Annotated in this window: 20 protein-coding genes; 10 read left to right on the top strand and 10 right to left on the bottom strand. The window is 40.6% G+C overall.

All coding sequences use genetic code 11. The features are described 5' to 3' along the window. The first annotated feature begins 128 nt into the window (after nucleotides 1-128). The 3 genes from ABM313_RS23140 (at nucleotide 129) to psaK (ending at nucleotide 3,524) form a co-directional block, all read left to right on the top strand. Entirely contained in the window at nucleotides 129-1,238 is a 1,110-nt protein-coding gene (locus tag ABM313_RS23140) for a fatty acid desaturase family protein (RefSeq protein WP_434685480.1), read from the top strand. 217 nt (nucleotides 1,239-1,455) lie between these two features. Next, nucleotides 1,456-3,084: a transglutaminase domain-containing protein gene (locus tag ABM313_RS23135; protein ID WP_434685478.1), complete on the top strand. Its 1,629-nt coding sequence runs from the start codon at nucleotides 1,456-1,458 to the stop codon at nucleotides 3,082-3,084. A gap of 167 nt (nucleotides 3,085-3,251) precedes the next feature. After that, on the top strand, nucleotides 3,252-3,524 hold the full coding sequence (psaK, locus tag ABM313_RS23130; protein ID WP_434685476.1) for a photosystem I reaction center subunit PsaK: 273 nt from the start codon (nucleotides 3,252-3,254) through the stop codon (nucleotides 3,522-3,524). A gap of 235 nt (nucleotides 3,525-3,759) precedes the next feature. Here psaK and ABM313_RS23125 read toward each other — a convergent pair whose 3' ends face one another. Beyond that, complete coding sequence (locus ABM313_RS23125) at nucleotides 3,760-4,359, bottom strand: nitroreductase family protein (RefSeq protein ID WP_434685474.1); 600 nt, start codon at nucleotides 4,357-4,359, stop codon at nucleotides 3,760-3,762. A gap of 370 nt (nucleotides 4,360-4,729) precedes the next feature. On the opposite strand from ABM313_RS23125, the gene ABM313_RS23120 reads away from it, so the two are divergent. Continuing rightward, nucleotides 4,730-5,938, top strand: coding sequence for a 4-hydroxy-3-methylbut-2-enyl diphosphate reductase (locus tag ABM313_RS23120; protein ID WP_434685473.1), 1,209 nt, complete (start codon nucleotides 4,730-4,732; stop codon nucleotides 5,936-5,938). 159 nt (nucleotides 5,939-6,097) lie between these two features. Beyond that, complete coding sequence (ahcY, locus tag ABM313_RS23115) at nucleotides 6,098-7,387, top strand: adenosylhomocysteinase (RefSeq protein ID WP_434685471.1); 1,290 nt, start codon at nucleotides 6,098-6,100, stop codon at nucleotides 7,385-7,387. Nucleotides 7,388-7,502: 115 nt separating this feature from the next. Here the strand turns inward: ahcY and ABM313_RS23110 are convergent, their stop codons facing one another. The 3 genes from ABM313_RS23110 to ABM313_RS23100 form a co-directional block, all read right to left on the bottom strand. Next, the gene (locus ABM313_RS23110; RefSeq protein WP_434685470.1) at nucleotides 7,503-11,408 is read right to left on the bottom strand and encodes an Eco57I restriction-modification methylase domain-containing protein; all 3,906 of its coding nucleotides are present in this window, start codon (nucleotides 11,406-11,408) and stop codon (nucleotides 7,503-7,505) included. Between the two features lie 102 nt (nucleotides 11,409-11,510). Beyond that, nucleotides 11,511-12,011, bottom strand: a complete 501-nt coding sequence (locus tag ABM313_RS23105; protein WP_190580220.1) for a hypothetical protein — start codon at nucleotides 12,009-12,011, stop codon at nucleotides 11,511-11,513. 147 nt (nucleotides 12,012-12,158) lie between these two features. After that, nucleotides 12,159-12,404 (bottom strand): chlorophyll A-B-binding protein, encoded by a 246-nt coding sequence (locus ABM313_RS23100; protein ID WP_434685468.1) that lies wholly within the window; start codon nucleotides 12,402-12,404, stop codon nucleotides 12,159-12,161. Nucleotides 12,405-12,942: 538 nt separating this feature from the next. Between ABM313_RS23100 and rsmG the strand changes: the two genes are divergently transcribed. Next, entirely contained in the window at nucleotides 12,943-13,626 is a 684-nt protein-coding gene (gene rsmG / locus ABM313_RS23095; RefSeq protein ID WP_434685466.1) for a 16S rRNA (guanine(527)-N(7))-methyltransferase RsmG, read from the top strand. Here the strand turns inward: rsmG and ABM313_RS23090 are convergent. The 4 genes from ABM313_RS23090 to ABM313_RS23075 form a co-directional block, all read right to left on the bottom strand. Further along, on the bottom strand, nucleotides 13,587-13,847 hold the full coding sequence (locus ABM313_RS23090; RefSeq protein WP_190580215.1) for a DUF6761 family protein: 261 nt from the start codon (nucleotides 13,845-13,847) through the stop codon (nucleotides 13,587-13,589). The genes rsmG and ABM313_RS23090 overlap by 40 nt on opposite strands. A gap of 206 nt (nucleotides 13,848-14,053) precedes the next feature. Further along, on the bottom strand, nucleotides 14,054-14,509 hold the full coding sequence (tsaB, locus tag ABM313_RS23085; RefSeq protein ID WP_434685464.1) for a tRNA (adenosine(37)-N6)-threonylcarbamoyltransferase complex dimerization subunit type 1 TsaB: 456 nt from the start codon (nucleotides 14,507-14,509) through the stop codon (nucleotides 14,054-14,056). 39 nt (nucleotides 14,510-14,548) lie between these two features. After that, nucleotides 14,549-14,764, bottom strand: a complete 216-nt coding sequence (locus ABM313_RS23080; RefSeq protein WP_094530815.1) for a hypothetical protein — start codon at nucleotides 14,762-14,764, stop codon at nucleotides 14,549-14,551. Nucleotides 14,765-14,873: 109 nt separating this feature from the next. Further along, entirely contained in the window at nucleotides 14,874-15,386 is a 513-nt protein-coding gene (locus ABM313_RS23075) for an AAA family ATPase (protein ID WP_434685462.1), read from the bottom strand. Between the two features lie 98 nt (nucleotides 15,387-15,484). On the opposite strand from ABM313_RS23075, the gene ABM313_RS23070 reads away from it, so the two are divergent. Next, the gene (locus ABM313_RS23070) at nucleotides 15,485-15,958 is read left to right on the top strand and encodes a glutathione peroxidase (RefSeq protein ID WP_434685460.1); all 474 of its coding nucleotides are present in this window, start codon (nucleotides 15,485-15,487) and stop codon (nucleotides 15,956-15,958) included. A 349-nt stretch (nucleotides 15,959-16,307) separates the two neighbouring features. Then, on the top strand, nucleotides 16,308-18,386 hold the full coding sequence (gene ppk1, locus ABM313_RS23065; RefSeq protein ID WP_434688575.1) for a polyphosphate kinase 1: 2,079 nt from the start codon (nucleotides 16,308-16,310) through the stop codon (nucleotides 18,384-18,386). 31 nt (nucleotides 18,387-18,417) lie between these two features. Here the strand turns inward: ppk1 and bioB are convergent, their stop codons facing one another. Both bioB and ABM313_RS23055 read right to left on the bottom strand, forming a co-directional pair. Further along, complete coding sequence (gene bioB / locus ABM313_RS23060) at nucleotides 18,418-19,356, bottom strand: biotin synthase BioB (RefSeq protein WP_434685458.1); 939 nt, start codon at nucleotides 19,354-19,356, stop codon at nucleotides 18,418-18,420. 156 nt (nucleotides 19,357-19,512) lie between these two features. Then, nucleotides 19,513-20,640, bottom strand: coding sequence for a glycosyltransferase family 4 protein (locus ABM313_RS23055; RefSeq protein WP_434685456.1), 1,128 nt, complete (start codon nucleotides 20,638-20,640; stop codon nucleotides 19,513-19,515). Between the two features lie 419 nt (nucleotides 20,641-21,059). Between ABM313_RS23055 and ABM313_RS23050 the strand changes: the two genes are divergently transcribed. Further along, nucleotides 21,060-22,985 (top strand): protein kinase domain-containing protein, encoded by a 1,926-nt coding sequence (locus tag ABM313_RS23050; protein ID WP_434685455.1) that lies wholly within the window; start codon nucleotides 21,060-21,062, stop codon nucleotides 22,983-22,985. Nucleotides 22,986-23,033: 48 nt separating this feature from the next. Continuing rightward, the gene (locus ABM313_RS23045) at nucleotides 23,034-24,197 is read left to right on the top strand and encodes a hypothetical protein (RefSeq protein ID WP_434685454.1); all 1,164 of its coding nucleotides are present in this window, start codon (nucleotides 23,034-23,036) and stop codon (nucleotides 24,195-24,197) included. The last annotated feature ends 22 nt before the right edge of the window (nucleotides 24,198-24,219 follow it).

Genomic DNA, 24,219 nt, shown 5'->3' with positions numbered 1-24,219 from the left:
ATATATCGTTAAATTTAACTCTATTTCGTATGGTAAGTCTATTAGAGGAAATTTCTGATTCCCTACAGCACTTTTAATTGGTCTTTGCTCCAGGGAAAAGCGCTGTGAGACCTTTACACAGTTGAATAATGAATAATAATCTTATCGATCAAACAGTTTTGATCACACAAGCTGACTATGCCAAAAAACTGCGTCCATTGCTTCCCGCAGAGTCATTTCTCCCAGATTCCAATAAAGTTTGGGTTTTATTACTTAATTTGATGCTCTTGATCGTGGGGTGGGCGATCGCATCTTATCTAGATCGGTGGTCTTGGCAATATCTCTGGTTGTATTTACCAATTGCGATTGTTATGGGGAATAGCATTGCTACTTTGGGATTTAGTTCTCACGGGTTATTACATAGTTCTGTGATTACTGCACCCTGGTTGCGTCAAACATTTAGTCTTTTAGGCTTTGCGATGCTATGGATGTCTCCAACTTTATGGAAAGCTGTTCATAATCGCGAACACCATAATAAGACTAATTCTGAACAAGATCCTGATCGCAACTATTCACATTCACAACCAAATACTTGGGGTAAATGGCTGCAAAATATCTTTCTTCCATCATCAGAAGTCAATCCAATCCTATTAGTAATTGGATTAGGGCATATTTGGGGAATGTATGTATTTCGTCATCTGACTTCGATCTTATTTTTTAATAATCGTGCTGCTACATATCCTGTAGCAACATTTAGTGTTAGTGAAAAAGATAGAATTGCAATCGCTGGTGAAACCTTAGCAATCTTTGGCATACATCTAGCAGTATTAGCTAGCTTACATTTTTCTCCCCTGAAGATCTTATTAGGTTACTTTGTCCCAATCTGGATTGGCTATGCGATCGCTATTTTCTACATTTTAACTCATCATTTGGTGTGTCGTATGACCAGTGTCAATGATGTTTTAGTTAATACTGTTTCTATTCGTGTACCCAAAATATTTGATATCCTGCATGTCAATTTTTCCTATCACACTGAACATCATATCTTCCCAGGGATGAATCCAGATTATTATCCGATGGTGCAGAAGTTATTGTTAACTCACTATCCAGAAAGATTTAATCTCATAGATGCAGATCAAGCATGGAAATTGCTTCTACAAACGCCGCGCCATTATCTTGATGAAACAACATTTATCGATTGGTCAGGTACAAAAATCGTCCCTTGTCCTAAGATAGGTATAATTACTACTAATCTATAAAAAAAGGATTTGACACTTCGTGTCAAATCCTTTTTTTGTGAACTCAGACAACACTTTTAAAAAATTCTTGTGCTTTTGGAAATTACACACTTAGCGTGCAATTCTAACTACTGTTACCTTCGCTACGGAAGTAATGTTGCTTTTAAAGTCAGATCAAGATTTGCAGAAAATCGAAAATCTGTCTAATTTACAAGTCAAATCACCCGCCTAATACCCTATGCCTAGCTTACCAAGCACGATTTATCCCATTGGCGCTTATAACCTTCACGGTTTAGTGTGGCAAACTAATGTAAGTACTGATGTACATAATGGCAAACCCTATGCGCTTTGTGTTGATGCTTATCAAGGACATCTACTCAAAATCGATCCTTTTTCTGAAGGCGCAACAGTACTGAATAACTATACAGCATTACAATTTCGAGATGCCACAGGCTTAGCGATCGCGGGAGAGACGCTTTGGATTACTAAGGACAATGGAATTTATTACTGCAATATGGTTGACTTTGATTTGCAGCCATTTATGGAACTGCCCAATCGAGTTGATGGTATTGCTGTATCCGAAGGTGGCGTGTATGTAAGCTCTAGCGAAGTTGGCAAGATTTTTGTGTTTGGACGTGCTACTCGCACCTTACTGCGCATTATGGATGCCCCCGGAGCAGGTTTTGAAGCATTAACTTTGATGGGTGAAGAATTGTGGGTGAGCGATCGCACCGAAGAGACAGTTTATCGACTTAATGCGAAAACAGGTGAAGTTATGCATCGGGGATTGACTCCATTTCCCAATCCAATGGGATTAGGTTTTTTGGGAAATGATCTGTATGTGGTTTACTCAGGTGATGAAAACTACATTCGGGAAAATCCTAACGATTTAGATGAGCCATTTTCAGTTGCGGCTCGCGAAAAGACTTTTATTCATCGACTGAAGTTTAATCAGTACCAAAATGAGAAACTAAACTATACTCTCACCACTGGCTTTAAGGTAGAGATGATCTATCTTGAAGAACTGTCCTCTGAAGAACCAACTTCTGTCTATAACCTCACATGGCGAGTTGCCTACCCTACAGATACCTATCGTCAAAAATTATTAGCGATCGAGCCAATTGGGATTCCTTTTGAAGAAGAAATTGTTGATGGTCAGCGTGTCGCCGCTTTCAACCTTGGCAATCTGAAACCTGAAGAATCTCGCATGTTTGGCTGGAAAGCAACCCTAGAACTGCATGGGATTAAATATGAACTTAAGGATAGTGAGGTGGAATTTGTGCCTGAACTATCTCCTGAAATGCAGAGACTCTATCTGGTGGATGACGATGGATTGAGCATGGATCATCCGATCATTCAAGCCGCAGCTAGGGAGGCAGTGGGTGATGAGACTAATATTTTGCGAAAGATGTTATTGATTCGTGATTATGTCTACGATAAGCTCTCCTATCGCGTTACACCTTATATCGCTGCTCCTGAGGAAGTTCTAGTTAGAGGTACTGGATCTTGCGGTGAATATGTCGGTTTGCTGCTAGCTTTAACTCGACTCAATGGAATTGCTTGTCGCACGGTCGGACGCTATAAATGTCCTCATGAGAATGATTTGGTGATGCATATCCCTCTGCATCAGTATTACAACCATGTTTGGATTGAGTTCTATATTCCCAGCATTGGATGGTTGCCAATGGAGTCAAATCCTGATGATACTGGCTTCCGTCCCTACCCTACACGCTGGTTTATGGGTTTACCTTGGTATCATGTAGAAATTGGGAAGGGAATATTTTTCGAGACAATTCAACCTCAACCTTATTCCATTGGTGAACTTGCTCTTAATCATGTTCGCTTCAAAGTTTTGGAAGAAATCTAAACTTTTTAGAAAAACAAACTCACTTTGTGAGTTTGTTTTTTGATTAACTGTAAACGATTACTAAGTTTAATAAATTTAACTTAAGAAGAATTTTCTGATGTCGAGATACCTCTTAGGATTATGGAAATTAAAAAATTATAGGTAATTAGACTTAGGAAAATAAACTTATGACACATCTAGCTTTTAACTTACTTGCCGCAGTTCCCGCTACCGCTAACTGGTCACCAAGTGTTGGTTTGATCATGGTTACAGCTAACGTATTTGCGTTAGTCGTTGCTCGCTATGGCATTCAAGTCAAAGGTGTAGGACCTAGCTTGCCTGTGGAATTACCAGGTTTATTTTCAGGCTTTGGGTTACCAGAATTTCTAGCAGTTACTAGCTTTGGTCATGTTCTTGGCGCAGGGCTAATTTTGGGCTTGGCTCAAGCGGGCTTACTATAACAACAATAGAGAGAGCGCTAAGCGCTCTCTATGTATAAGAAGATCCTTTAAAGCGTTGCAAGGCAACGCTTTAAAGGATCTTCTTGTTTCGAGTCTGGGTACAAAGCGCAATAAATCTAATGTCAGTTCGACGAAAACGAAAAATGGTAAGAATCGCTAAGCAATTCTTACCATTTTTCACCATTTGCGGCGTGCTTCGCACGCTGCAAATGGCAATATCGAACTCACGTTAAATCTAAACAAATGAAGCGGAATTGCCCCATTCACCTGAAAATACAAAACTGGATAAGGGATGACGAGCGCGAGGAGCATTTTCCCGTTCTTGTAACTCTGGGGGCAAGTTACTAGTTTCTCCTGCATACCCGATCGCGATCGCGGCTATAGGTTTCGCCGTTTCAGGAATATTAAAGGTGGCGATCGCCTTAGCAGCATCAAAGCCACCCATTTGGTGTGCGACTAAATCTAAAGCTGTCGCTTGTAATACTAGGGTTGCAGCCGCTTGCCCTGCATCATATTCACCCCAAGCATTAGGTTTGCCATTATGTTTAAAGTTCTTTTGGGCAATGATTAGCCCCAATACAGGTGCAACTTGCGCCCATACAACGTTAGCGGGGACTAAGCAATCGAGTAGTTTTTGATAATTTACGGTGTCGTCTTTAGTTGCGACGATGAATGTCCAAGGTTGATCATTAAAACAAGAGGAAGCCCATCTAGACGCTTCAAACAACTGAGCTAGTTTCTCGGTTTCAACAGGTTTGTTGTCAAAGGCACGAGGACTCCATCGCTGAGCAATCAAAGGATGAATTTCGTGATCGGTAGTAGCAGGATTTTCCATATTGATGTTTTGAGAATCTGGAGACAAATTTATTGACAGTAACAATCCATCATTATTTTAGCTCCTCAGAAATTACAGCGATCGCGCATAAGGATAGGCTGCGCGAAGCCCAGCCTATCCTTAACTATACAAAACTTGATTGCTATAGTTCTTATAAAGATAAGAAAGACGATCTCAAAAGCTTTTCCTGTTTATCCCAATTCACAAAAGTGTGACAACACTTTTATAAATTGAAACCCAAACCCCATAAGAGGTTTAAAAGCACAAAATCGCTGTGCGATTTTGTGCTTTGGTATTAGGTTTGTGATGAGCATTATTAGCGATTGCTATATAATACTTTCAGCACAATTACCTAGGAAAATCTAAGCGCATGGATAATACGCTCGACACTCAAGCGATGCGGAGGGCTTTGCATAAGTCGCCTAATTATTTTCGGCAAGGCTTTGGACATGGAGAAGAAGCTGAATCAACCATGCGATCGCAATATCATAGTAACTTGATCCAAACTATTCGTGAGCATAACTATGTGTATACGCAAGGTGATGTGACGATCTATTTGGCAAAGTCCTTTGGCTTTTGTTGGGGAGTGGAAAGAGCCGTAGCTATGGCATATGAAACGCGCACTCAGTTCCCGACAGAACGAATTTGGATTACGAATGAAATTATTCACAATCCTTCTGTAAATGCCAAGCTTAAGGAAATGGAAGTTCAGTTTGTACCTGTAAATAATGATGGGAACAAAGATTTCTCAGGCGTAGGACAGGGTGATGTAGTGATTTTGCCAGCCTTTGGAGCTAGTGTTCAGGAAACTCAGTTACTAGACAAACTTGGCAGTAAAATCGTTGATACAACCTGTCCTTGGGTATCGAAGGTTTGGAATCGAGTCGAGAAGCATAAAAAAGCTGACTTTACTTCCATTGTGCATGGTAAGTACAATCACGAAGAAACGATCGCTACAAGTTCTTATGCCAAGCGCTATCTGGTAGTACTGAATATGCAAGAAGCCGAGTATGTGGCTAATTACATGCTCAATGGTGGCAATCGTCAAGAGTTTCTCACCAAGTTCAGTAAAGCCATGTCAGAAGGATTTGATCCCGATCGCGATCTTGAAAGAGTCGGCGTTGCTAATCAAACCACAATGCTTAAGGGGGAAACTGAAGCGATCGGGAAGTTGTTTGAAAAAACCATGATGCAAAAGTATGGAGTGGAACATCTCAATGAGCATTTCCTCGCTTTTAATACAATTTGCGATGCCACTCAAGAACGTCAAGATGCCATGTTTGAGATAGTGGAAGAGGATCTCGATCTGATGATTGTGATCGGTGGTTACAACTCCTCAAATACAACCCATTTACAAGAAATTGCGATCGAGAGAAATCTTCCTTCCTATCACATTGATGATGTGCATCGAATTCTCTCGGCGGAGGCGATCGAACATAAGCCCCTAGGTAAAGCGATCGAGCAAGCTACCAATTGGCTACCCACAGGCAGAATCAAGGTCGGTGTAACTTCTGGCGCATCCACACCCGATCGCGTTGTCGAAGATGTCATCAACAGGATTTTCGCGTTAAAAAATTAATCTCAAATTTTTACAGACAAGGCGCTTAAGCGCCTTGTTCTCTATTTAGACGCGACATTTTTTTAATTCATAAAAGTATCGCTACACTTTCATAAATTAGTATATTTAGTTTGCTTGGCATATAATGTAGTTAAATTTTGTAAAAATTTCAACTTATACATGTCCACAACCATTGCACCTGAAACCGTGACCGTTCAGCACGAGATTAAGGACATTACACTTGCACCACTAGGCAAACAACGCATCGAATGGGCTAGCCGCGAAATGCCCGTATTGCGTCAAATCCGCGATCGCTTTGCTGCCGAAAAGCCCCTTGCAGGTATCCGCATCGCTGCTTGCTGCCACGTCACGACTGAAACCGCAAACCTCGCGATCGCCCTCAAGGCGGCTGGAGCCGATGCAGTTTTGATCGCGAGTAATCCTCTCTCGACCCAAGATGACGTAGCTGCATCATTGGTTTACGATCACGGAATTTCGGTATTTGCGATCAAAGGCGAAGACAACGCTACATACCATCGCCACGTTGAAATGGCTCTGGCTCACCGTCCCCACATCATTGTTGATGACGGTAGCGATGTAACCACAACTTTAGTACTACACCACGCTGATCAAATCCCCGAAATCATCGGTACTACCGAAGAAACCACCACAGGGCTAGTTCGCCTCAATGCCATGTTCAAAGATGGCAAGTTGACCTTTCCTGCGATCGCTGTCAACGATGCTGAAACGAAGCATTTCTTCGATAACCGCTACGGTACTGGTCAATCTACCCTCGATGGCATTATCCGCGCTACCAATATTTTGTTGGCTGGCAAAGTAATCGTTGTAGCTGGTTACGGCTGGTGTGGTAAGGGCGTGGCTCTTCGCGCACGCGGTATGGGTGCAAGCGTAGTTGTTACCGAAATCAATCCTGTTGCAGCGATCGAAGCGGCGATGGATGGTTTCCGCGTGATGCCTATGGATGAAGCTGCTAAGATCGGCGATATCTTCATCACTGTTACTGGTAACAAGCACGTCATCCGTCGTGAACATTTTGAAACCATGAAAGATGGCGCGATCGTCGCTAACTCTGGTCACTTCGATTTAGAAATTGACCTAGTTGCACTTAACGATCTCAGCGAATCTGCTAGCTTTGTTCGTAACTTTACTCAAGAATATCAACTCAAGTCTGGCAAGTCCGTCATCGTCATCGGTGAAGGTCGTCTAGTTAACCTCGCTGCTGCTGAAGGTCACCCTGCTAGTGTTATGGACATGAGTTTTGCCAACCAAGCTCTTGCCTGTGAATTTCTAGTTAAGAACAAGGGTAATTTGCCTGCTGGTGTTGTGCCAATTCCTAAGGATGTTGATCAAGAGATTGCTCGCTTGAAGCTACAAGCTATGGGCATCAAGATTGATACTCTTACTCCTGAGCAAGTTCACTATCTCAATTCTTGGACAGAAGGAACATAAAACTTCTTAAAAAAGAGGGAGCGCTAAGCGCTCCCTCTTTTTTTGTGAGAAGTAAAAATTTAGAAGTTGTTTTGGTGATCGCTATTCTTTATAACAAAACCCTTACTGAATGATGTTAAAAAATTTGTGGATTTGACATTCCCTCAACAATCGCTATTTCTTCCTGTGTCAAACCATAAAGGCGATAGACGATCGCATCAATCAGTTTGTCACAGTTTGTTAGTTGTTCTTTGATAGGTAAAAGAGTATTCAGGCTATCTTGATATTCTTTTTCTAGAGATTGTTGTTCTTTTCGGGCGACTGGATCAATTTTAATTTTCTTTTTGTTTTTCTTGAGGACTTCGATTAGGTCGTCAAAACTAAGGGTTGATTCATTTTTATAATAGTCACCTAAATAGTTTTGGATTTTTGATTTATTGGTAAGTGTTTCAATTTCACAGCCGATAAAGCGCTCTAGCCATTTTAAGAAACTTTTGATTTCAGTTTGTTTTCGAGTGTTTAGTTCGATCATCTGTTCGGCAAGATAAGCCAATAAGTCATGGATTAAATCTTTAGCTGCAAAATCAATATATTCTGAAATTTTGCTTGGCAAAAAGTTGGATTGATCACAATATTTGATGAATTGAGATAGCAATTCTTTTCTATCTATTTCAGTCAAAGAGAAATTAATAATTGGAATTGGTAGATTTTTAAGTTCCTCATAAGTTACTTGTGGGAAATCATCTTTAACAGATATAGTTGAAGAGCTTGTATAAAGCCAAGAAACTAGTTTTGAATTAATTAGTGCTGTTATAAACCTAGGATTAATATCTACGTTTAAGACTAGGATACTCAGAATATTATCTGTTGTAACTAAAGTTTCTTCGCAGTAGCAAGCCATAAGCTCACCTCGTCTTGATAATAGCCTTCTTAAGACAACTCTAGGACTAGTAAATAAAATTTCCTCTCGTCTACTAGCCAAATCATTACAATATTTTATATAACTTCTCTTTTGTGGTTGTAGACGATAGCGAGATAATTCCTCTCCAAGTAGTTCGGGGTAATAAATATCTTGAGATTCAATTAATTTAGGTACTCGTAAAAAATCATTTTTTATCTGCTCTTTGGTATGTTTTTTGGTGTCGTAAAGCTGTACACCTCTTTCAATTCTAGAAAAAGCTCCTAAATTCGTGAATTGTGAATCTTTTTTGATTTTTTGGATTCTTAGTAATTCTTTACTTAGAATGAATTTAAAATTAGTATCTTCTTTCCATTCTTGAATACTAATTTCTTGATAGGTTATGTTCTTTAAAAGATGCAAATCATCTTTTTTGCCCATTTTTTTAGTGTGTACGAAATAGTTTTCTTGTCTTCTATTGACTTGAGTTAGGATAATGCAAGTATCAATATATGCTTCAGCAAAAATATCATAAGGTAGAGTAACTACTTCTTTTATGCAAGAAATATTGAGTATATTTTGACGTAAATCTGTATAGTTTATTCCTGTTAAAATTGCCGCAGGGATAATAAAAGATGTATATCCTTGATCACAAGTACTTTTTAATCCAAAGTTCCAAAAATAAACAAAGGCATCATTGTATGAATTAGATGACCACTTTAATGGTTCAATTAGTCCATAGGGAGGATTACCAATTACTGCATCAAAACCAGCATTCTCCTGCCAACGGGCATTTTCTAAATCGATAAATACTTCTGGGAACTCTAGATCCCAATGGAAGAAATGCTTTTCATCACTGAGTTTTTGAGCATTTTTATATACGGCTGCATCTGCCTTATTCATTTTTGTGAGATCAGCCGAAATTGCGTTTGTACCAAATACACGCAAGAAATGATCAGCGCGTTTTAAACCAAAAAACTTAGATACATATATATCTAATAACTGTTTATAAGGTTTGGCAGCTTGATCAAATTGGCGAAATAGCTTTTCACTTTGTTCAAGTTCAGCAAATGTGGCATCACTCAAAATACTCACCCCCCGCATAATCTCCGCAGCCCTGAGCAATCCTACAAATGGCCCCGCAAGTAAATTAAACTGCCCTGTTGATTCCTTGACCATACTAGCTTCGGCTTCCTTTACAGTTGTCCCAATTAGCGAATTACCACAGCGTAAATGATGATCTAAAAAGCTCAATGGAGCGCCGACAGTAAAAGAATGTAACCACAAACTGACCTTTGCTAACTCCACTGCCATTTGGTTTAAATCCACACCATAAATGCAACGCTTCATCACCACACGCTGTAAAAGTTGAGTTGGTTCTAACCGATCTGGACTAATCCTAATTCCTTGTTGGGCTAAATTCTCTAAGATGCTTTCACGAGTTTGATTGAGCATCTCTAAAATTGGATTAGACTCAGGATATTGATTCAAAATTAGAATCAATTCATCGGTCAAATAATCTACAGCTTCCACCAAAAAATGACCACTTCCCATTGACGGATCACATACTTTGATATCAAGCAATGTTGTTTGTGCTTCTCGTTCTAAACGTTGTAAATCTTTCTGTAATCCATTTCGACTTTGCACACCCAAACGTTTGTCTTGCATTTGTTGATGTAGCTGGCTAATCTCTACCATTAGCTCAGAAAACCTTTGCGATCTCTTTTCCAATATTGGCTTCAAAGTATTACTAACAATGTATTTAACAATGTAATCAGGAGTGTAATAGGAACCCGTAGACTTACGTTCACCCTTGTCACTTTCTAAATGTACTTCTCCATTCTCAGCATTATCAAGTACTACGCGATATTCCAATAACCCTTCATAAATAGAACCTAATTGACGCACTCCCAAAAAGCTATAGTCAATTGGCAATCCTTCAAATCTGGCTAATTTATCTAAAGCTGGGGCTAAAATTGCATCTGAAAGCTTAAACCTAAATAGAAAATGATTGGCAGGATAATCAACCTGATCGTCATCTTGATTAAAGTCAAAGTGAAATAGTCCACCGTTATAACGCGGTACATCTAAACTTGGATCGCCACGATCAATAATTTGAAATAAGCTTAGCAAGCGATCATATAGTCCTGTTCCTGTTTGACTAAATTTCTTTTGATTTCCTATTCCTTGCGCTACCTCTTTCGACATCTCAATTAGACTATAATCTCGATAATCGCTATTAATTGGTAGTAAATTTCTCGCCTCAGCATAGAGCAAAAATAGAAGCTTGTAGAGAAACGATAAAGTTGCTTCATAAATTTCTTCAGATGTTACTTGATGTTGCAATCGGAAAGCATTTGCTGCAAATCCTCCCGCCACACTTGGAAACACCTGCTCAAACACCAAAGTTTTTAGCTCTTTACCCACCTGTGTTGCATAGGTATTACTGCCTTCGCGTACCCGTTCTAAAAAATTACGCCCCTGTGGATCTTTAACAAAACTATCTCCACAAAAGAATAACCAAAAATATTTAAACTTTTCTAATTTATCCTCATCTTGCGATTCTAATAATTCCACCAAATCCACTTGATAGAACTCAGTCGCAGTCGAAGAAGCCAATCGATAATAGAGCCTCCACTCGCGCCCATTTGTCAAAATCCCCCAATCAACACCAGTTCCCGTCAAATAGTTAGTAATCTGAAATGATGGATTGGCATTTTTATAAATATCTCTCTGATCATTTGCCGAAGCTTTACTGAGTGCGCGTTCCCAATATTTTGCTTCCGCGATCGCACTCACCCGCGCATAAAAAGCCGTCTCATTACTTTGTAATGGATAAGCGCTATCGCGATCGCTCTCACTTGTAAACAGTGCATAATCTGGTCGTTCCGCTCGTCCCTTACCACGAGTCGTTACTTGAGGAATATTACTAAACCCCAAGATATCCAGCACAGGTTTAATAAACTCTGCTTCTGTTTGAGCTTCACTTAGTTTTGGTAATAAATCTTTTTTAGACAAATAGAGCTTTTTCAGAGACTCAAACTTACCCACTACATCAAGCTGCCATTCAGAACATCCCTGAATTCTGTGATCTAGATAATGCTGCGAAAATAGTGGTTTGTTTGTCTTCTGCCCATCTGTCATGCTCAGGTTTCCTTTTAGTTCAGTGATAGCGCTAAGATCTACAAGCCATCTGAATAGCTATATGGCTTGTAGATCTTAGCGCATGTTTCGTCTTCTCTCATCCTACCATGACAAAAATGCAGCCTCAACACCTTGCTCTCGCTTGACTTTGGCATCGCGTTCTACCCAAGTAAGGATTTGGGCGACGGTCAAATCTTCAATGTGAGTGCTGTAATCTTTAGCGATCGCCACTAATGCTTGCATTGCCGAAATGACCATGCGTGTGAGAAATTTTTCATGACTGGAAAGCTTCGCAGTCGTAACTTCATCCTGTCGCGTATCTTCAAAATCTAGATCAGGATGAGGCGAAGTCCATTTCAAAAAGGCAGCATCTTCACCTTGCTCTTGACGAATCTGTGAATCCATTTCAATCCAATGCACAATTTGACTAGAGGCTAGATCTTCAGCATGAATATGTAGGTCTTCAGCAACTTTAGTAATAATCCGCATCGATGAAACTGTGATGCGGGTCATAAATTTTTCCATTGTCGATAGCATTGCGCCATCGATCGCATGGGCTTCGGCAAGCGTTAAAAACTGAATTGGGTCTTGGGGAATTGTCATAGCCTATAATTCTAGGGGCAAATCCAAGCTTTGCCCCCTTTTTAGAAACCGATAATTTGTAAAGTTCTTTTCTTACTCCCTTCCCAGTAAAAGGATAGCGTTGCGGCGCAACGCTATCCTTTTACTGGGAAGGGAGGTAGTAGTCACCTAAGCGATAGCAACTAAGGTAATCCCAATCATTGCCAAGACGAGTAAGGTAATGCCAATAAGTGGCAAGCGTCCTTTTAAGAGTTCAGCATATTCTGTAGCGACACCTTGCTCATCGCCTTTCTCCTCAGCTTTCTTATCGATCATGTCATCAAAATACATCTTTGGTTCGATCGCCCAATTATTTAAAATCCCACGATCATCTTTGGTAAAGGCTGTGCGGACTTTGGTTTTTGGTTCAGTCATTGATATTTCCTTTTTATAATATTTTTTAAATTTTTGTTTAGGTCAACTGTGCAAATAGCGATTTTACCTAAAACCTGAAATTGATATATTGAGCGATCTAGAACATATTCAAAGTGTTTATCTGGAAAATAAAATTTTTGAAACAGCTTAGTATTGCTACATGAATCTTAATGTTCCTTCGATCTTATCCCTAATGTTAAATTTCGGCAAATATTAGTCACAAAAAGAGTTACGTCGTTCCACGACGTAACTCTTTTTGTGACTAATGTCTTAGTACCAATTCCCGAAAGTATAGCTGCCGCCGATTGTGTTAAGACAAAAGCAAAACCCAAGAAGAGAATGGCGGCGCGAAGCGCCGCCATTCTCTTCTTGAGTTTTATGTCCTCATACATTTGGCAACAGCTATATAGCCATACTTCTGGGAATTAAAAACCAAACCCAGTAAGGGTTAATACCAAAACACAAAATGGCGTAGCCATTTTGTGTTTTGGTATAAAGTAGAGATCGCGCAAAGCGCAATGTTTACTTCATGTTTTTTATGCCCCACTTTTCCCATCTATGTGAGCATTGGCTATCTACGCTCAACTGGTCACCAACCCCTGACCAAATAGCCCAATTTGAAAAGCTGTACGAATTAGTCTTAGAGGGCAATAGCAAACAAAATCTGACTCGAATTACGGCTGCGGATGATTTTTGGGAAAAACATTTATGGGATTCGTTGCGGGGGGTATTAGCTTTTTGGGATCGGGAAGATATTAAGGTAATTGATATTGGTACAGGTGCAGGGTTTCCAGGATTGCCGATCGCGATCGCTAAACCGACATGGCAAGTCACCTTAGTAGATAGCAAACAAAAAAAGGTTGCCTTTGTCGAAGAGACGATCCAAACTTTAGGATTATCTAATGCGATCGCCCAGTGGGGTCGTGGCGAAGATATTAATAAGCTATCTCAATACAAAAAGAAGTTCGACTTGGCAGTAGTGAGGGCAGTGGGCAAGCCAGATATTTGTGCAGATTATGCATTACCTTTTCTCAAAAAAAGTGGCACAGCAGTCCTATATCGTGGTCAATGGCTCCCCGAAGAAAGTGAACAGCTAGATATATTTTGTGAGCGGCAGGAATTGCAAGTCGTCAAGCAAGATCGCTTTCAGACTCCGCTTACCGCAGGGGTGCGGCACAGTGTTTACCTTTCCCCGCGCTCAACTTCCATCTCAAACTCATAGGGAGATGCAAAGTTAGAAGAATCATATAAAAATCGGATTACTTCTTCTTCGAGACGGTGGATATGATGGACTTCTACAGCATTAGTTGCCCGAAGAGCCGATAAGTAACCGTCTAAAAAGAGCCTCATCTCGTCGGTCGAACGGTAACCACGTTCTGACATTTCGACAAGGGAGTCGGTAATCTTTTGATAATGACGAATGGCGATCGCGTCTTGAAGCATAGGTCAAGCTGGGAATAACTACCGTCTTAAGTGGATTTTGCTTAGGTAATAAAATGGTTCCCCCTTAGATCTAACGAGCGATCGCTAGTTAAGAAAATTCAACTTTTATGTACTTTCAGCACCATAATTCTAGCACTTTGCTGACCAGAGGGGGCGAGATGTAGGGCTGCTTATCGACAAAAAAAGGCGCATCGCGCCTTTTTTTGTTATTGCTCATAAATTGGCAAAACATCTTGCCAATTCGGATAAATTCCTGTTTGCCATTGATCGTAGGCGATCGCAAGCAAACTTTCACCTAGGGATAAAGGTGGATCAGGTTGCTGCGCTCTGGCAACAATTGACTCACAGTCAATTCCATATACAGGAATCTGTAACTGCTCACCAATCGTCCTTGCCACCACAACACCGATCCTTGTGCCAGTAAAGCTACCAATACCCGTGGCGATCGCTAAAAACGCTAAGTCAGTCCACGCAAAATCACCCATAAACATATTTAAGCAGTCATGTAACTGTACAGATAACTCTCTGCCTAGTTCCCATGACTGCTGCTTGTGGATGATATAAACTTGAGAGTTGCGATCAGAGTTTGGGTTAATTTCCGCGATCGCAAGCTCTAACTTTGTAGTTGTTGTATGTAAGGCAAGGGCAAAACTTGTGGTCATGATCTGTAGAATACTGGAAGGAGATCGCCAGAATTCAGATTAGAATTTATTGCCACCAGAGCCAGTATCAGCAGCGCCAGTATCGGCTGCACCTGTATCAGCAGCTCCATTGGATTCAGAATCTTCAGGATCGTTATAGCTGCCCATTGGTCTTCTACGTCCAAAGCGACCCATAGGGGTGCGCTTACGAAACTTACGCGCATACGCTTGGTTGCGAAGAGCTTTTTCTTTTTTCTGATTGCGGCGCTTAGCCATTTTAACCTGTTGTACCCCTTAGAGATTGAGTCTATTTAAGCTAACACAAAACGCGCATCTCTAAAACCCAGAAAATTGGTGGCGCGAAGCGCCGCCAGTTTTCTGGGTTTTAGTCAATCCATTCGTTGTCTAATTTCTGATCTCGCAACAAGATGCGATCAAAGCCTTCGCTGAGAGTAGGTGGGTTATAGGACAGGGTGCGATACATTTCTACTACAACATCTTCAGGGACTACGCGATCGCGTACCTCATTACGGGATAGGCAAATCCAAAGTGGCACATCTAGCCAAATACCCGTAATTGGCTTAAACCCATGAGACTTAGCAAGTTCAATAACATCTTTGCGGTATTCGCGTTTGTAATTTGTGGCATCATATATTACAGATTGTTGCGATTTCGCCGCATTGGCAAATGACCGTTGTACCTCTCCCCAAATCTCAGCCCAGTCTCCCTGCGTAGCTGCAGATCCATAGAGTGAGGCTCGAATGCGATCAGGGCTGATTAACTGAGTTGCCCCATAGGTTAGGCTGCTACTATTCTGACTAGAAGCATACAGCATCTTCTCAGCAAGGCTAGATTTGCCACTAGCGGGTACACCAATTAGGATAATTACACTTGCCATGCGATCGCTGCAAATTGCTAAATAGTTATGAAATCAGTCTTTACTAACTATAGCAACCTTAAAAACAACTCCCAGATAAACCCTAATCAACCTGAAATATGTCCACACTTTACGATTTCCAGATCACCAACATTGACGGTCAACCAGTCGATCTCGCTCAGTACAAAGGCAAAGTCGCCTTAGTTGTCAACGTTGCCTCCAAATGTGGCTACACCAAGCAATACAAAGGACTAGAATCTCTTTATCGTGAATACAAAGACAAGGGATTTGAGATTCTTGGTTTTCCTAGTAACGACTTTGGCGCACAGGAGCCAGGGACTGAAGCAGAAATCAAGAGCTTCTGCTCTCTCACCTATGATGTCACCTTTGCTATGTTTAGCAAGGTAAAAGTCAGTGGTAGTGACATGACAGATGCTTACAAATATCTCACTGAAACTACAGGTAGCCAAGTAAAATGGAACTTCAATAAGTTTCTAGTTGATAAAGAAGGTAAAGTCGTGAAGTATTACCCTTCTAGTGTTGCGCCTGAAGATGCAGATTTGCGTAAAGATATTGAGTCACTCTTGGGCTAGATTTTTTAAAAGTATCAAAAAGTAACACTTTCAAAAAATCTCTTGGTTTGTTTGATCGGTGATTATGGTAAATCAAGGGTGGAGCTAACGCACCACCCTTGATTTTTGATTGGATATATTGTGGTGAAGTGTTTAAGCTCACATAGCAATGACCGATACTTCGGTAATCTAGTAGGTAACTGATTTTACGCAAAATAACAGATTTTCTCCTATGACCAGAACCAAAAAAGATTTAGTTCAGAAAAATGCCGATAGCTCTCCAGAAGAAGTTGACATCATCAATATGGACTTAGGAGAAATTTTAGAATCTTTGCCAGAGCATTCAGAGACAATTGGTAAGCAAAATGCAATGTCTGATGTAGAGTCCGTTGATCGCTCTATGTATTTTTTTAATCGTGAACTAAGCTGGGTTGCATTTAATAAAAGAGTTTTAAGTGAAGGCATTGACTCGCGGACACCACTTTTAGAACGAGCTAAATTTTTCGCAATTTTTAGTACTAACCTCGATGAGTTTTTCATGGTTAGAGTTGCAAGGGTGAAGAAAAAGTTTGCGGAGCAGATGGACATTATTTCCGATGATGGGCTGAGTCCAGAAAAGCAGTTGCAAGTAATTCGGGAAGCACTTGTACCATTGATCACGATGCAACATGAGTTTTTTGAGAATACCCTGCGTCCAGAGTTATCCAATCATGGAGTAAAGCTCTTAGACTATAAGGATATCGATAAGAAACATCAGCGATATCTCAAAACCTATTTTCAAGAAAAGTTATTTCCCGTTCTCACTCCCTTAGCCGTCGATCCTGCTCACCCATTCCCTTACATCTCTAACCTGAGTCTTAATTTAGTGGTGATTGTGCGCGATCGCGAAACTAAGGAAAAGAACTTTGCACGTGTGAAAGTGCCTAATGTATTACCAAGATTTGTCAAAATCCCTGAGACCGATGATCATACATTTGTGCCTTTAGAACAGGTCATTGCCCATAACCTTGACGCTTTATTTCCAGGAATGGAAATTCTCAGTTATTATCCATTTCGGATTACCCGTGATGCGGAACTGGATATCGAAGAAGAAGAAGCTGACGACTTAATTTCAGCTTTACAAGAAGAGCTACGCAAGCAGAAGTTTGGCTCAGTTGTGAGAATGGAAATTGCTAGTGATATTCCTCCAGAAATCCGCAAAGAGCTAATTGAGCAATTGGGAATTACAGAAACTGATGTATATGACATCCCCGGACTCATTGGATTAGGCGGTCTGATGTCCCTCGCTTTTTTACCCATGTCAGAACATCAAGATAAGCCTTGGAAATCGGTTACCCATCCACGATTGAAAGAAGGATATGAGCAGGGAAAAAGTTTTTTTGAAATTATTCAAGGGGGCGATTTTCTAGTCCATCATCCCTATCAGTCCTTTACAACCACAGTACAGCGATTTATTGAAGAGGCGGCTAACGATCCTGATGTTCTAGCAATTAAACAGACCCTATATCGAACTTCGGGGGATTCGCCAATTGTCCATGCATTAGTAAGAGCTGCGGAGAATGGCAAACAGGTAGCAGTATTGGTGGAGCTAAAGGCAAGATTTGATGAGGCGAATAATATTCTCTGGGCAAAGAAACTGGAGAATTCTGGTGTACATGTAGTCTATGGGTTAAAGAATCTCAAAACTCATACTAAGACGGCTCTAGTGGTGCGGCAAGAAGGCGATCGCCTAGTACGTTATGTCCATATCGGTACTGGCAATTACAATCCAAAAACCGCAAGATTTTACAGTGATTTGGGTATTTTTAGCTGTAATGATGATTTGGGTGCAGATTTGACGGATTTGTTTAACTATCTCACTGGATATTCCCGTCAACGTGAATACCGTAAACTTCTAGTTGCGCCTGTAAATATGCGAGAGAAGTTCTTGCAAATGATCCATCGCGAAATCGAACATCAAAAGCAAGGCTATCCTTCCTATATCATTGCCAAAATGAACTCGCTGGTTGATCCTGAGATTATCTCAGCTTTATATGAGGCTTCACAAGTTGGAGTGAATATTGATCTAATCATTCGTGGAATCTGTTGTATTCGTCCTAAGGTTAAGGGCTTAAGCGATCGCATCAGGGTAATTAGTGTGATCGGACGCTTTCTAGAACATTCGCGGATATTCTACTTTAGTAATGGCGGAGAAGAACAGGTCTATATCGGCAGTGCCGACTGGATGCCCCGTAACCTTGATGCGCGTGTTGAGGTGATTACCCCTGTTGTGGAAAGCTCTCTAGTTAAAGAACTCAAGCAGATTCTCGAAATCATCCTTGCTGACAATCGTCAAGCTTGGGATCTCAAGGCAGATGGAACCTATGTCCAGAGGGTTCCTAATGATGGAGAACCTGAAATGAGTTCCCAAAAGCATTTCATGTCACAGGGTCGCCCTGAATTTGCATAATAAAAAATGCTCCCTTTGGGAGCATTTTTTATTATGCAAATCCTTTGGGTTTTACGCCTAGTTTTGCAAACATTTCTGCATCATCTTGCCAGTCTGGATTTGCTGTCGTGAGTAATTTCTCACTAGAAAAGATGGAATTTGCACCTGCGAGGAAGCATAAAGCTTGATCGGAGACACTGAGCCGATCGCGTCCTGCGGAAAGCCTCACCACAGCTTTGGGCATCAAGATTCTTGCCGTCGCGACCATTCGCACTAACATTAGCGGATCGATCGCTGGCAGATCGCCAAAGGGAGTTCCCTCTACTGCCGATAGTGCATTAATCGGTACTGACTCTGGTTGTGGAGAGAGATTAGCTAAAGTATGCAAAAGATCAATGCGATCGCTGTCAGTCTCACCCATACCGACAATACCACCGCAACACACTTGAATGCCTGCTTCTGCAACATGCTGAATCGTTTCAAGACGATCGCGATAGGTACGGGTTGTAATAATTTCAGGATAGAAGCTTTCGGAAGTATCAAGATTATGGTTATAGGCGGTTAGCCCTGCTTTTGCTAGCCGTTGAGCCTGTTCTGGGCGGAGCATCCCCATAGTTACACAGGCTTCCATTCCCATTCCTGCTACGGCTTCGACCATTTGCAATACGCGCTCAAACTCTTCTCCTTCAGGAGCATTGCGCCAAGCTGCCCCCATACAAAATCTCGTCGCACCATGTTGTTTTGCCTCTTCTGCTTGACTAATTACTTCAGCCAATGGCAATAGAGGGTAAGTCTCTACTCCTGTAGGATAGCGAGCGCTTTGAGGACAATATTTGCAATCTTCAGGACAACGACCTGACTTAATGTTTGAGAGCGTACACATCTGGACAGCGTCAGTTTGGTGATACTGGCGATGGATCGTCTGAGCCTCAAAAACTAGAGAAAGTAAAGGGCGATGGTAAATTTCGGTAGCGAGTTCAAGGGAAATCAAGAGAGTATTTATACTTATGACATAATGATGGCGATCGCCATTGTACTGCGAAGGAATACCGCTTTAGGACGCGATCGCAATACTTCTTTAGAAACAATCCCCAAAATTGTTAAGGCGGGCTACGCCCGTCTTAACAATTTTTGAGTAAGTATGCCATTACTTACTTAAAACGGGTTTGCAAGTTGCGATCGTTTGCTCATAGTAGTTTTGTAATTGTCGCGTCGCTGCATCCCAACCCCATTTTTCAGCTTCTAGACGTGCTTCGATGCACATATATTCATTGCGATTTTGCAAAAGATTTTGGGCTGCCAGAGTCAAACCATTGCTGTCATTCGGCTCGAACAAATAACCATTGATTCCATTGGTGACAATATCAGGAATACCACCTGAATTTGCGGCAACAACAGGACAACCTGCTGCCATCGCTTCAAGCAAGACTAAGCCAAGAGTTTCCGTGCGCGATGGGAATAAAAATGCATCACTAGAGGCAAACGCAGAGGCAAGATCGTCACCATGCAAATAACCCACAAAATTGGTGTTTGTCCCTGCAAAAATTTTCTCTAACTCTTGGCGATAGGGACCATTGCCCACTAGAGCAAGGCGACTATTGGGAATGGCGTTGAGTACTGGCAAAATTTGCTGAATTTCCTTTTCTGCTGAAAGTCTGCCTACATAGAGAAATAGAGTGTCTTGAGGATTTCCTTGGGTAAGGCGCGATCGCATTTCTGCACTTTTAACCTTGGGGTGAAACTGCACCGTATCCACACCACGCTGCCATAGATCAAGGCGTTCGACACCATGCGATCGCAGTTCTTCAATCATCGCTGTCGAAGTGCAAAGATTGAGTGCTGCTTGATTGTGAGTATTTTTGACTAGTTCCCACATCACACCCTCCAGAAATCCCAAACCGTAATGCTGCAAATATTGGGGTAAATGCGTATGATAGGAAGCCATCAGTGGATAGTTCATCGATTTGGCATAGTACAGTCCTGCCATTCCCAAAATTGCAGGATTGACGATATGCACAATATCGGGTTTGAACTGTTCTAGGGCATGACCAATTGAAGGGCGTGGCAGGGCTAGTTTTAGTTCTGGATATAGGGGGAAGTCAAAGGCTGATACTCCATAAATCTCTGCACCACAATATTCTTTAAGTCCACCGTCGGGCGAGAACACCAATACTTGATTTCCGAGTTTGACTAGATATTCGACGGTATATTTGAGGCGAGTAACGATGCCATCAACTTTTGGCAGGAATGTCTCGGTAAATATGGCGATACGCATAGTTATAGCTGTATGGGATCGTTCGCTGTGGATTGAGAGGATCATACTATAGTGGTCATCTCTTAATACAAAAAAAGCATAATTCTAAAGAGTGCTTTTCTCAGTCAAACTAATTAATAGAGATCGCCTTCACGACATTTTTACTGATCGCTTTATTAAGAAGTCTTAGAACAGCTAATGATGAACATCCCCTGTCAATGTTACAGAAAAATGCTGGCGTTCTCAATCAGAAGGTTGAGATTAAGTTTTCAGCGATCGCGCCTTGCGACTGGTTTTGTGTGGTTTCTGTTTTTTCAGTAAATTAAGCCTAATCGCTACAACATTACGATCTAAAATTTTTTGATATGTGGATTATTGGTGAGTTATATTTGATTTGTGCCTCCTGATCAACCAGTAATCTAGCTACTGCAAGCATTTCTATGGATAACGAGCTTTACAAGATTTTCGAGAAGACTTACTTCAATCATAAGTATTATTTGAAGGAGTTTAAGGGGGCGGGGGCTTTTGGCGCAGTGTTTTTAGCAGGTGAGGTGGTGGGTGGTACGAAGATTCAGGAGGTGGCGATTAAGGCGATTCGGAAAGATAAGATGCCTTCGGATATTATTGCTAAGGAGTTAGTGACGGCGATTAGGTTGAAGCATCCTAATCTGATTAATTGCATTACTTCTGAGGAGGGACGGTTAAAGCATTCGGTGTTTGATTATGATTGCTTTGGGTTGGTGATGGAGATTGCGAGTGGAACGCTAGAGGATTATTTGCAAGCATCACGGGTTTTACCAGTTAGTGAGGTAAGGGAGATTGTTGAGGCGATCGCTTCGGGGCTTGTCTATTTGCACGGTCAATCGGTAACGCATCGGGATTTGAAACCTGCGAATGTGTTGCGGGTGGGGAATGTTTGGAAGATTTCGGATTTTGGGATTGCGCGACAGATGGGGCGGGAAAGTGGCACGATGACGACTAGCCTCACGGGTACACCAATTTATATGCCGCCAGAGGTTTATGCTGCTTATTCAGAAGATGCCCCTATGAAGGTTTCTCCTGCTTGGGATATCTGGTCTTTGGGTGTGATGATTGTGGAAATGCTGACGGGAGAGTTGCCGTTTGATGGGGTGACAGATATTTGGAAAATGAAAATCAAGATTAAGGCATATCTACCGACACCTTTTGATGAGATAGTTCAAAATTGTTTGCGTGAATATCCTAATGAGAGATTCAATGCGAAGCAGATACTAGACAAAAATTTAGAAGTCAAAGTTGAAAATATTACTAAATTTATCTATCGAGAAATTAACTTTGCTCATGGCAGGGGCGATGCGCTACTCGGCGAAGGTTACGATGCTTATGGTATGGGTGATACATTACATGGCAAAAATTATTTTAAGGAAGCTATTGATGCTTACAGCAGAATGGTCTATTTTAAACCTGACAATGTTGATGCTTATAATATTCGCGGAATCACGAAGTATGAACTAGAAGATAAACAAGGAGCTATTGCTGACTTCAGTAAAGCGATTCGATTTAAACCTGATTTTGCAATTGCCTTCTCAAATCGCGGGATTGCAAAGTACGAATTAGGTGACAAACAAGGTGCTATGAGCGATTTTACAGAGGCTATCTGTCTCAAACCTGACTTTGCTAATGCTTTCTATGGTCGCGGGATTGTAAAGTACGAATTAGGTGACAAACAATCTGCTATCAATGACTTCAAGCAATTTGTTTGTCTCAGACCAGAGCTTTCTAATGATAAATTTAAGCAAGAGATTGCAAAGTGCAATTTAGAGTATAAGCAATGGGAATTAACTGAATTCAGATTTACAATACTTCTTGAGCCTGACTTTTCTAGTTATAGTATTTTTTACAATAGTATTTATTACAATTGGCGTGGGGATTTGAAATATAATTTAGAAAATCATCAAGAAGCGATCTATGACTTTAATAAAGCCATTCATCTCTTTCCTCATAGTTATTATTCTCTCTGTGGTCGAGGACTAGCAAAATTTAAATTAGGAGATAAGCAAGGAGCAATCAATGATTTCAATGAAGCTATCCGTATCGACCCTAACAAGTCTCAGGCATACGAGAATCGAGGGCAAGTAAAATCAAAATTAGGAAACAAACAAGGGGCACTCATCGACTTTAATGAAGCTATTCGCATTGATCCTAAAGATGCTGATTCTTACTATAATCGTGCTTTAATCAAAAAAGATGCAGGGAATAAAAAAGAAGCCTTAGTGGATTTCCGTAAAGCATCTCGGTTATATAAATATAAAGTAAATTTTTTCAAACAGCAACGATATATTGTTGGGGTTAATGCCACGCGAGAACGCATTCGAGAGCTTGAGTAAAATTGAACGATAATACAATTTGCAATATTCTTTTTCTACAAAAAAACAATGCTTTCTAAATTCAATAAAGACGAAATTGAGATTCTCTTTTGGGCTTTTCACAAAAACAAAAAGTTTACAGAATGGTATGAAAATAAAACTGAATTAATGACATATATTTGGCGTACTTATGCCGATATACTTGTCAGTCTACAAGATTTATCCATTCACGGTATACAAGAAAAACTTGCTGATATCGGTTCTGACAGTAAGTTACTACCAACACTTTCTGAACTTAAAGTAGCCAAGCAATTAGCAGAAAAATCTTTTGAAGTAGAGTTATTACTAGATCTAGATAAAGACAGGAGATTTCATAGCCCACCAGATTTATGTGTAAGTCGTGGAGGCTTAACGTTACTGGTTGAAGTCGCTAATATGTCAAGAGACGAATCCCAACTTTTGCTACACCAAAAATTAGATCCTCTAGTCAGAGAACTGGATTTTGTTGTATCTATTTCCTTTACATACTCTCAAGACCTATCTAAAATTGCTTTAAAAGGATATGAACGATCAACACAAGAAAAATCATTTAAAGAGTTTGCAGAAGAATTGCACCAACGTCTAGAATCTATTAACCAAAATCAATTACCTTATGAATTTACCATAGATGACTCAAAAATCTCTGTAAAACACGCAAAATCAGGAATGGGAAGAATTGATAATATTTCTTGGATAAAAGTTCCTCATAATGATTATGTAGAACACATTCAAAAAACAATTTCAAAGAAAGCATCTAAGCGTAAATCGTTTAAAGATGAGTTCCTAAAACAACCATTTCTAGTTTTCTTAGATACACAAGATCCAGAAATATGTGAGAAAATGTTCTCTGCTATGTACGGTTCTTTAGTTTTATCAGATTGGATAGAACCCAACGAAATTACTTCACAGCAGCAAGTATCCTACCCTAAATTTGTTGTCGATCAATTACAAGGAAACCAAAAGGAATTGCTTCTTAAACTTGGTTTTGATTCTCAGAGGCGTTCTTATCTCGATAAATGCGGATATTTTGTGACAGCAGAAAGTGTGAGAAAGAATGTTACTGGAGTTATCACAATGTTTAATGATGAGTTAGAGTGTTTTCCCAATCCATTTTGTGATGAACTAATCCATTTACCTAATCTTCCTGAATATCTTGATATTCCACTTACATCTTTTGCAGTTGGCGGAAGATAGTAATCTATTCTTTGGCAGTTTT

Source organism: Pseudanabaena minima str. Chao 2107, from assembly GCF_051131155.1.
Lineage (GTDB): Bacteria > Cyanobacteriota > Cyanobacteriia > Pseudanabaenales > Pseudanabaenaceae > Pseudanabaena > Pseudanabaena minima.
Note: the sequence above shows the minus strand (reverse complement) of the source record. Positions and strands in the feature narration are given on the sequence as shown.